Genomic DNA, 9115 nt, shown 5'->3' on the forward strand with positions numbered 1-9115 from the left:
GTGCGCTGGCGCCGTCTCCTGTTTGGAGCCGCGTGGGTGGGCATGAGCATCGCGGTTGCCGTGGTCGGCGGTGTGCCGGATCTGGGCAGGAGCATCGACCTGGTGACCGGCGACGTCACCAGCGCCAGCGAATCGGCCTTCATCGTTCTTCTGTGCTGGCTCGGGGTCGTGGTCCTGGCCATCGCAGGTGTCCTGTCGCTGCTCCCCGCGACCCGTCTTCCGAGGCAGAGAACCCGCGCGCGGTCGCTCGTCGTTCTCGCTCTCGGCCTCACACTTCTCGGCATGGGCGTAGTCCGACAGGAGACCGGGTACCGCGTCTGCTGCAGCGATCCGGCCACCGCCCAACAGGCAGAGCACCTTGTCCACTGACCCGCGCGGCTTTGCCTTCATCTCCTTGCTTCGAGATGAGCTCGAGGCACGCGGTCTCGCCGGGCTGCTGGACAGCGTCGCCCGGTCCACCGCGGAGGTGAGATCGGTGTTCCTCGTGCCACCCGTGCGTGGGTTGGACTTCTTCGCGGCTCCCCGCCATCAGGCCGAGGTCGATCGTTGGTGGGGTGACAACGTTCCGGAATCGTCGGTCCCTGTGTACCTGCTCTGTCATGAGGAGGGTCTCACCGGCTGGTTGCGAGGATTGGACGGCGTGTCGATGGTGGCAGCCAAGCGACACCAGGCCACGCTGTACGCGGACTGGATCGTTGTCGATGCCGACCCGGCGGCGGCACCGCTGGCGCTGGCCGAGGCGGCCATCATCCGATTCGGTGTGCCCGCTGAGCCGGAGCAGCCTTCGCTCGCGGATATCTTCAATCGGCGCGACGCGCGGATGGTTGCCAACCTTCGACTGGATACCAGCCTGGCGCAGGGCCCGCGTCCGAAGTTTCCACCGCTGCTGCACGTCGACGGAATCCGTGCCCCCACCGTGGGATCTCGTCCGGCGCACTCCGATCCGATGGAGCTGCTCATCGCCGAGAGCGCTCGTGCAACCCAGCCATCGCCGTCCTGGGATGAGCTGCGGCGCCCGGTGAGGCCCGCTATCACCGCGACATCACGTCTGCGTTCCCGGCTGCCCGCGTGGAGACGACGGAGCGCTGCGTCGACCGCCAGCGACGCGGAGATCGGAGTGCTCCTCGTCGCGCGCGCGCCCACCATCGTTGTCATCGGTTCGCGTAAGGGTGGGGTCGGCAAGACCAGTCACGCAGCGGGGATGGCCATTGTCGCGGGCAGCGTGCTGGACGCGGTGGGCCACAGCGCCGCCATCGTCGACGCCAACGTCGCCAACCCTGACGCGTGGGGACAGCTCAGTCTCCCCGAGCACGCCGCCTGCGTGCGAGACGTCACGAGCGCGCTGATTCGCGGCGAGGAGCCGCCGCCGCCCATCCATGCGGTCACGCCGGCCCTGGCCTGTTTCCCGGAGCGCCGCGACGGAGTCGAGTACAGCCGCACCGAGATCGGCCGCCTGGCCGAGTACCTGCGCAGCCGATACACCTTCGTGGTGGTCGACATGAGCAACCGACTGCCCGATCCGACCGGGGGTCCGGAGGCGGCAGTCGCGGCCTACTGGTTGGAGGAGGCTGACGCGTTGGTGCTGCCCACCGGGTCCAGCCGGCAGGACTTCAACGGCGTCCTCGACTACCTCGAGGTGCCGAAGCTTCCGCCCACGGTGGTGCCGTACATCGTCTCGTCGGCACGGCGCAATCGTCGGCACCCGGTGACACGCCAGTACCTGGACGAGATCGGGCCCCGCGTGCAGCAGCTCGTGGAAATTCCCGACGAGGCCGACAGCGTCCGCTTTGCCGGTATGGAGGGGGCCCCGGTCCAGGAGGTGTCCCCCAGGATGCGGTCGGCGTACCGAGAGCTGACAGCCGCGGTGGCGCGGCTGCCGAAGCCGGTGCGCAGGTGAGCAGCGTGTTCGGTTTGCTCGGCCGCCCGACGCGAGGCGAGCTCGATGCCAGGCGAGCTCAGCGCGTGACCCGGGTGCTCGAGCTCGTCGAACGCTTTGTGTACGACCTCGGCCTGCTCATCGCCGGCGACCCGGTCGATCTCGACGGATACGTTGAAGCAACCTCCGCCCGCCGGCTCGGCGATGCTGTGCGGCCGGCGCTCGTCGGCGGCGCGCCGACGCGCCCCGATTTCGGCGAGTACGCGCAGGTCCGCATCGAGGGCGACTTGCTCGACCAGTCCGCGCCGGTGCGCACCGTCGTGGAGTTCGACGATCGGTCGAGGCTGGTGGGGGAGACCGGCTCGACTCCCGTTCACGCACGACGGCGTGTTCGTCTCCACCTCCTCCTCGACCCCGGCATCAGCAGAGTGCTGGACCATCGGATCGAGCGGGCCGCTTGACCACGCCAGCCAGCCGCGTGATTGACCGCGACTCCCAGAACCTGCCGATCCCTCTGGGTGGGATGGCCCCGGTCCGGATCCGGCGGCGCCGCTTGCGTCGGACATCGCACCTCCCACTGTCGACGATGGTTCTCGCAGTCGGCGCCCTCTGCGGCGTGGCCGGGCTCCTCGTGCTGTTCGCTCCACAGACTGTTGCCGTCTCGCTGTTCGGTGACCGTCTCCAGGTTGGGGGTATGGCGCTCCGGGAGGTCAGCCCACCGAGTGCGCCGCTGCGCCGCTTCGCAGGCGACGCGTCGTACGTCCTCGCCGAGCGCGGTCATGGAACCGCCAGGGCGGCGGCCGCGTGGACGTCGGCGGGTGTCCAATCCCACGGCCTCTGCACGCTGCAGCCTCAAGGGCAACTGCTCGTCGAGGAATGCAGCTTCGTCATCGGCGTCCAGCACCTAACGTCGGTGGACATTCTCGATCCGGCCAGTGGGTCAGCGTGGCAGCGCACGTACAGCGATGGCACCCGGGTCACCATCGCGGTCGCCCCGAATGGTGCGGCTGCTCCCATCCCGTTCCCGGTCGGACGCTAGGTCGGTCACGAGGCGAGCGGACCGCCTCGCTCTGGCAGGATGGAGGGTGCCTATGACTGACCGCCCCGTGCCCCACCGATGACCGCCAACACCGCCCTGCTTGTCGTCGCCGTCTTCCTTGCCAGCATGGTCGAGACGGTGGAGGCCGCGACCATCGTCGTCGCGGTCGGGGTGACGCGCGGCTGGCGCGGAGCGTTTCTCGGGGTGGGGGCGGGACTGGCAGCGCTCGCCGTCGTGGTCGGGGCGCTTGGGCCTGCGCTGACTGCCATCCCGCTCAGCGCGCTGCGCCTGGTGGTCGGCGGCCTGCTCCTGGTGTTCGGTCTTGGTTGGTTGCGCAAGGCGATCCTGCGCGCCGGCGGCGTCAAGGCGCTGCACAACGAGGAGGAATCCTTTCACGCGCAGCGCGAGGCCGCCCGCGATGCTGCGGTGGCCGCGGGTGGGCTCGACACGTACGGCTTCACGGTGAGCTTCAAAGGTGTCCTGCTCGAAGGTCTCGAGGTGGTATTCATCGTGATCACGTTCGGCGCCAACCAGGGGCGCATCGGGCTCGCGGCCATTGGTGCCGCCGCTGCCGTGCTGCTGGTGGTGGGAGCGGTGGTGATCGTGCGCGCGCCGTTGTCACGCGTTCCCGAGAACACTATGAAGTTCGCCGTGGGAGCGCTGCTGACGTCCTTCGGCACGTTCTGGGGCGCCGAGGGCGCCGGTGTTACGTGGCCAGGCGCCGACATCGCGCTGGCGGTGATCATCCCAGTGACGTTCGTCGTCAGCCTTGCGATGGTGGTTGCGCTGCGCCGGGGCATGCCGGCGGCAACGCGGCGTCGGGCGAGAGTCGCCTGATGCGCCAGGTGCGCGCCTTCGCCTTGTTCTGGTGGGACTTCATCGTCGGCGACGACTACCGGATCGCGCTCGCGGTGATCCTGTTGCTCGGCACGACCGCGTTGCTGACCCACGCCGGCACCGATGCATGGTGGCTGCTCCCTGCCGGCATCCTCGCCATGCTCGCCACCTCGGTGTTCACCGCGGCGCGGCGCGCTCGGCGGGAATCCTCGCGCCTGAGCTGAGACGAGGTCGGTTGCGCCTGCCGGGGTGATACCGTCGCCCGCTGCGCGGGACCCCGCGCGCCACAGGAGGCAGCCACGGCATGACGGATGTGATCCGCGCGTCCGGGCTGGTCAAGACGTATGGCCAGACCCACGCGCTCGACGGGCTCGATCTCGCCGTGCCCGAGGGGACCGTGACCGCCCTGCTCGGCCCCAACGGCGCCGGCAAGACGACGGCGGTGCGGATCCTGGCGACCCTGCTCGATGCAGATTCCGGCTCGGCCGAGGTCGCCGGCATCGACGTGCGCACGAACCCCGGCGCGGTGCGCGCCAAGATCGGCCTGTCGGGCCAGTAGCCGCGGTGGACGAGTACCTGACCGGATACGAGAACCTCGAGATGGTGGCGCGCCTCTACGGCCTCGGCCGGCGACGCGCCAATGAGCGGGCACGCGAGCTCCTCGAGCTCTTCGCGCTGAGCGAGTCCGCTGATCGGCCCGTCAAGACGTACTCGGGCGGCATGCGCCGCCGCCTCGACCTCGCCGGCGCGCTGGTGGCGCAGCCGCCCGTTCTCTTCCTCGACGAACCCACCACCGGGCTCGATCCCCGCGGCCGTGCCGAGCTCTGGGACGTGATCATCCGGCTGGTCAAGGCCGGCACCACCCTGCTGCTCACCACTCAGTACATGGAGGAGGCGGACCAGCTGGCCGACGACATCGTGGTCATCGACCACGGCAAGGGCATCGCCCAGGGAACGGCCACCGAGCTGAAGGACCGCGTCGGCGGTGAGCGCATCGAGGTCGTGATCGGGGAGGGGTCGGACCTCGGACCCGCGCGCACGCTCCTGCAGCAGCTCGCCGCGGGCGAGGTGATCATCGACGAGCACGCGCGCCGTTTCACGGTGCCCGTGACGGGCGGATCGCAGGTGCTCATCGAGGCACTGCGCCGCCTCGACGCGCTCGGCACCACGGTCGTCGACATCGCGCTGCGGCGACCAACGCTCGACGACGTCTTCCTCACCCTGACCGGCCACGCGGCCGAGGACATCGATACGTTGCCTTCTGTCAAGAAGGGCCGCCGATGATCTCCACCAAGACACTACGTGACGGCGCCATCGTCGCCAAGCGCAACCTCATCAAGATCCGCCGCGTCCCCGAGCTGCTCGTGTTCACGACGCTCTCGCCGATCATGTTCATCCTGCTGTTCGCGTACGTCTTCGGCAGCGCGATCAATGTGCCCGGCGTCGGCTACCGCGAATTCTTGATCCCCGGCATCTTTGCGCAGACCGTGATCTTCGGCGCCACCATCACCGGCTCGGGGCTCGCCGAGGACATGCAGAAGGGGATCATCGAGCGCTTCCGATCGCTGCCGATGTCGCGCAACGCTGTGCTGGTGGGGCGCACCGACAGCGACGTGCTCAACAACGTGATCGTCATCGTGGTCATGTCGCTGACCGGTCTCGTGGTGGGCTGGCGCATCCACACGTCGTTCCTCGAGGCGGCCGCCGGGTTTCTGCTCCTGCTGCTGTTCGCCTATGCGATCTCCTGGATCATGGCCTGGGTTGGGCTCCTGGTCCCGAGCCCTGAGGTGGTGCAGCAGGCGTCCTTCGTGGTGATCTTCCCGATCACCTTCATCGCCAACACCTTCGTCCCCACCAATGGGTTCCCGGGCCCGCTGCGCGCCATCGCCAATTGGAACCCGGTGTCGTCCGTCACCGAGGCGGCGCGCCAGCTCTTCGGCAACACCAGTGCCAAGTTACCGACACCCAACGACTGGTCACTGCAGCACCCGGTGATCTACACGCTCATCTGGGTGGTGATCATGCTCGCGGTGTTCATCCCGCTCGCCGGACAGCAGTACAAACGCGCCGCCAGCCGCTGACTCAATCCTCGGCCGGCGCCACCTTGCGGGCCCGGCTCGGCGCCACCCGCGGTGGCTCGCCCGGCATCTTCGGGTACGCGGGCGGCCAGGGCGCGTCGAGCAGGCCTGCGGAGAGGTCCCTCTCGTGCATGGCGAGGAGCGGCTCGAGTGATTGCGGGGCCGCGTCCATCGCCGCCCACGGATCGCCATCGCGGGCCACGCGTGGTGGCACGGTGGCGATGGTCAGCGCATCCGGGTGAATGTCGTCGAGCTCCTCCCAGGCGAAGGGCGTCGACACCTGCGCGCCCGGACGGGCGCGCACGGACCAGGCGCCGAAGATCGTCTTGTGCGGCGCGTTCTGGTTGAAGTCGATGAACACTCGACGCCCGCGCTCCTCTTTCCACCACGCGGCGGTGAGCAGGTCCGGTCGGCGGCGCTCCAGCTCGCGGGCGACGGCCACCGCTGCGGAACGAACCTCGTACGACGTCCACCGTTGGTGCAGGCGAACGTACACGTGGATGCCGCGATTCCCGGTCGTCTTGGGCATGCACACCACGCCGGCCTCGTCGAGGAGCGCGTGCACTTGGCGCGCACCGTCGCGCACCATGTCGAAGGTCACGCCCGGCGTGGGGTCGAGGTCGATGCGCAGCTCATCCGCATGCTCGGGGTCGACCGCCCTCGACGGCCACACGTGGAAGCCGAGGCAGCCGAGGTTCACCGCCCAGAGCACGTGGGCGAGATCGGCGGCCACCAGCGCCTGCGAGGTGGTTCCGTTCGGCGTGCTGACGATGGTGGTCTGCAGCCAGTCGGGGCGCGAGTCGGGAACGCGCTTCTGGAAGAACGACGAACCGCCCGCGCCGCTGGGGAAACGCTGGAGCAGCACGGGACGGCCGCCCATGGCGCGCAGCAGAGGCTCCTCGACGGATTGGTAGTAGCGCACCAGGTCGAGCTTGGTGTCACCGCGTTCGGCGAAGAACACCTTGCTCGGGCTGGTGATCGCAATCTCGTGACATGAAGCCTCCACCACCACCGCATCCTCAGCCATCAGTGCGACCATAGCGCGCCACCCGGCGATGCCGAGGCTCGTACGTGAGGCGTCCGCCGTGGGCGCCGCTAGCTCCCCTCGTCTTCAGCCGGCGGTTCCCAGCGCAGCAGCGCCACGTCCGCGACCTGCTGAAGGTGCGCGCGCATGGCGTCGGCTGCGCGCCCCGCGTCGGCGGACTCGATCGCCTCGAGGATCCTTCTGTGGGCCACGAGGGAAGCGCGCGGGCGCCCCGGCTCGGACAGCGATTCCATGCGCGTCTCGTGAATGGCCTCGGCGAGCCCATCGATGACGTGCTCGAGCACCGAATTCTTCCCGGCCCGATGGATGGCGTGGTGGAAGGCGCTGTCACCGGCCACGCCGAGCCCAGCCTCGGCCATGTCCAGCTCCATCGTGGTCAGCGCCACCCGCATCTCGGCGAGGTCGTCGGCTGTTCGCCGCGTCGCGGCCAGCTCCGCGAGCCTGACCTCGAGCAGCTCGCGCGCCTCGAGGACCTCCGGCAGCCTGGCCCGGCGCTCTACAAGCTTGTGGAGCACTCCGCCGAATCCCCGGCTGCGACGCAGGAACGCGCCCCCGCCGTGGCGCACCTCGATGAATCCCTGCGCCTCGAGCACGGCCAACGCCTGGCGGAGCGAGGCCCGGCTCACCCCCAGCCGCGTCGCCAGCTCGCGCTCGGGCGGGAACCGCGCGCCCACTGCCAGGTTGGTCCTGACCACGAACTCCGTGAGCCGGTCCACCAGGTCCTCGTAGAGGCGCGTGCGACCCACCGGCCGCAGGGGGGAGGTGTCGAGGCCCACGGCTCCGAGTATCGCATGAGAATTGGTACGACCATTGACTCATTGACACACTTAGTCGGAGTGAGCAACACTCCCGGCCGTTATGAAAGGCTCTCGATCGGGCCCTGACGGAGGTTGGACAGTGTCCCCGACTGCATGGGCTCGAACCACCGGCGCGGCCGGTCGCAGGCGTCTCCTCACGGCCGCGATGGCCGCTCTTCTTGTCGCCGCGTGCGGCAGCACCAACACGACCAGCAGCGGGGGAGGGGGCGGCAACATCAAGACCGACAGCGCCGGCCACGTCAGCTACGGGGTGCTCTCGTGCTTCACCGGGCCGCTGGCGGTGCTCGGACAGGCCATGCTGCAGGGCTCCCAGGTGGCGCAGAAGGTCATCAACGACGCCGGGGGTGTCCTCGGCAAGCCTCTCGACCTGAGCCACGCCGACACGCAATGTGACGAGGCCGATGCCGTTCCTGCCGTGCACCAGCTGCTGGCGTCCAACAATGCCAGCGGCATCATCGGTCCGGAGACGCAGGAGATCGCCGCGGTGTCGCCGATCATCAGCGCGGCCAGGATTCTCACCGAGTTCCAGGGAGGCAGCACGGCCTTCGACAAGAACGCCAATCAGTACCTCTGGCGCGACAGTCCCTCCGACTCGCAGCTCGGCGTCGCCATGGCGCTGTACGCCCAGAAGAAGGGATACAAGTCCGCGGCGCTGCTTTTCTCCTCGGACATAGCCCAGCAGACCATCCCCAAGCCGATCCGGGCCACCTGGGAGAAGTTCGGCAACACCATCGTCTCCGACGTAACTGTCGCGCCCGGTCAGACGTCGTACCGCACCCAGGTGCAGAACATCATCAACGCCCACCCCGACGTCATCTTCACGCAGCTGGACCCGCAGACCGCGGCGGTCATGTTCCAGAACTTCAAAGAGCTCAACAACCTCGCCATCCCGATCGTGGGAACGGACGTGACCAGCGGAGACGACTACCTCAAGGCGATCACCTATCCCATCGCCCACGACCATCTCATCTCCGTCTTCGGCACCAACGCCACGGGAGCGGCGGCCGACAACTTCGCCAAGGCGTTCGCCGCTCAGAACGGGCCCACCGCACAGCCGATCGCGGGCGCGAACTACGCGTACGACGCGGTGATCAGCCTCGCGCTGGCGATGGACAAGGCTGGCACCACCGACGGACCCGCGGTCATCGCGTCGATGAAGCAGGTCACCGACCCGCCGGGCACGCCGTGCGACGCCTACGCCGACTGCCTGAAGGGCATCAAGGGCGGCAGCAAGATCAAGATGGACGGGTCCAGTGGTGACCTGATCTTCAACCAGTACAACAATGTCTTCGGCCCGTATGGGGCTTTCCAGGCCGACGCAACCACTGGGAAGGAGGCACAGGTGCAGCTGCTCTCTGCGACGGACCTGGCCGCGGCCACTCCCTGACACTTCGGCGGCAACGCGCATCCTCGCGCGTTGCC

11 protein-coding genes and 1 pseudogene are annotated in these 9115 nt (G+C 68.7%); 10 read left to right on the top strand and 2 right to left on the bottom strand.

The features are described from left to right. From JF886_RS05300 to JF886_RS05335, 9 genes and pseudogenes are all read left to right on the top strand, one after another. A complete protein-coding gene (locus tag JF886_RS05300; protein WP_337310309.1) occupies nt 1-369 on the top strand; it encodes a hypothetical protein in 369 nt (122 codons plus the stop codon). Beyond that, nucleotides 359-1897, top strand: coding sequence for a CpaE/TadZ family protein (locus tag JF886_RS05305; protein ID WP_337310310.1), 1539 nt, complete (start codon nt 359-361; stop codon nt 1895-1897). The genes JF886_RS05300 and JF886_RS05305 overlap by 11 nt, the downstream gene beginning before the upstream one ends. Then, on the top strand, nt 1894-2337 hold the full coding sequence (locus JF886_RS05310) for a hypothetical protein (protein WP_337310312.1): 444 nt from the start codon (nt 1894-1896) through the stop codon (nt 2335-2337). Before JF886_RS05305 ends, JF886_RS05310 begins: the two co-directional genes overlap by 4 nt. Before the next feature lie 125 nt (nt 2338-2462). Continuing rightward, entirely contained in the window at nt 2463-2915 is a 453-nt protein-coding gene (locus JF886_RS05315; protein WP_337310313.1) for a hypothetical protein, read from the top strand. 78 nt (nt 2916-2993) lie between these two features. Beyond that, entirely contained in the window at nt 2994-3752 is a 759-nt protein-coding gene (locus tag JF886_RS05320) for a COG4280 domain-containing protein (protein ID WP_337310315.1), read from the top strand. Beyond that, the gene (locus tag JF886_RS05325) at nt 3752-3976 is read left to right on the top strand and encodes a hypothetical protein (RefSeq protein WP_337310317.1); all 225 of its coding nucleotides are present in this window, start codon (nt 3752-3754) and stop codon (nt 3974-3976) included. Before JF886_RS05320 ends, JF886_RS05325 begins: the two co-directional genes overlap by 1 nt. Before the next feature lie 80 nt (nt 3977-4056). Further along, complete coding sequence (locus JF886_RS16915) at nt 4057-4311, top strand: ATP-binding cassette domain-containing protein (RefSeq protein ID WP_502711399.1); 255 nt, start codon at nt 4057-4059, stop codon at nt 4309-4311. After that, nucleotides 4302-5036: pseudogene (locus JF886_RS05330) on the top strand (ATP-binding cassette domain-containing protein); the annotation flags it as partial. The gene JF886_RS16915 and the pseudogene JF886_RS05330, both read left to right, overlap by 10 nt. Beyond that, nucleotides 5033-5833 (top strand): ABC transporter permease, encoded by an 801-nt coding sequence (locus JF886_RS05335; RefSeq protein WP_337310319.1) that lies wholly within the window; start codon nt 5033-5035, stop codon nt 5831-5833. The pseudogene JF886_RS05330 and the gene JF886_RS05335, both read left to right, overlap by 4 nt. 1 nt (nt 5834) lies before the next feature. Here JF886_RS05335 and ligD read toward each other — a convergent pair whose 3' ends face one another. Both ligD and JF886_RS05345 read right to left on the bottom strand, forming a co-directional pair. Beyond that, nucleotides 5835-6857: a non-homologous end-joining DNA ligase gene (gene ligD / locus JF886_RS05340; RefSeq protein ID WP_337310322.1), complete on the bottom strand. Its 1023-nt coding sequence runs from the start codon at nt 6855-6857 to the stop codon at nt 5835-5837. A gap of 68 nt (nt 6858-6925) precedes the next feature. Then, the gene (locus JF886_RS05345) at nt 6926-7651 is read right to left on the bottom strand and encodes a FadR/GntR family transcriptional regulator (RefSeq protein WP_337310324.1); all 726 of its coding nucleotides are present in this window, start codon (nt 7649-7651) and stop codon (nt 6926-6928) included. A gap of 187 nt (nt 7652-7838) precedes the next feature. Between JF886_RS05345 and JF886_RS05350 the strand changes: the two genes are divergently transcribed. Beyond that, complete coding sequence (locus tag JF886_RS05350; RefSeq protein ID WP_337310326.1) at nt 7839-9080, top strand: ABC transporter substrate-binding protein; 1242 nt, start codon at nt 7839-7841, stop codon at nt 9078-9080. Nucleotides 9081-9115 lie beyond the last annotated feature (35 nt).

The organism is Candidatus Aeolococcus gillhamiae (assembly GCF_016464765.1).
GTDB classification, from domain to species: Bacteria; Chloroflexota; Dormibacteria; order Aeolococcales; family Aeolococcaceae; genus Aeolococcus; species Aeolococcus gillhamiae.

What these genes read in the sequence shown, in the direction of transcription:
- JF886_RS05350 (WP_337310326.1), top strand. Translation starts at nt 7,839, where the DNA reads ATGGCCGCTCTTCTTGTCGCCGCGTGCGGCAGCACCAACACGACCAGC.
- JF886_RS05320 (WP_337310315.1), top strand. Translation starts at nt 2,994, where the DNA reads ATGACCGCCAACACCGCCCTGCTTGTCGTCGCCGTCTTCCTTGCCAGC.
- JF886_RS05335 (WP_337310319.1), top strand. Translation starts at nt 5,033, where the DNA reads ATGATCTCCACCAAGACACTACGTGACGGCGCCATCGTCGCCAAGCGC.
- ligD (WP_337310322.1), bottom strand. Translation starts at nt 6,857, where the DNA reads ATGGCTGAGGATGCGGTGGTGGTGGAGGCTTCATGTCACGAGATTGCG.
- JF886_RS16915 (WP_502711399.1), top strand. Translation starts at nt 4,057, where the DNA reads ATGACGGATGTGATCCGCGCGTCCGGGCTGGTCAAGACGTATGGCCAG.
- JF886_RS05315 (WP_337310313.1), top strand. Translation starts at nt 2,463, where the DNA reads ATGGTTCTCGCAGTCGGCGCCCTCTGCGGCGTGGCCGGGCTCCTCGTG.
- JF886_RS05325 (WP_337310317.1), top strand. Translation starts at nt 3,752, where the DNA reads ATGCGCCAGGTGCGCGCCTTCGCCTTGTTCTGGTGGGACTTCATCGTC.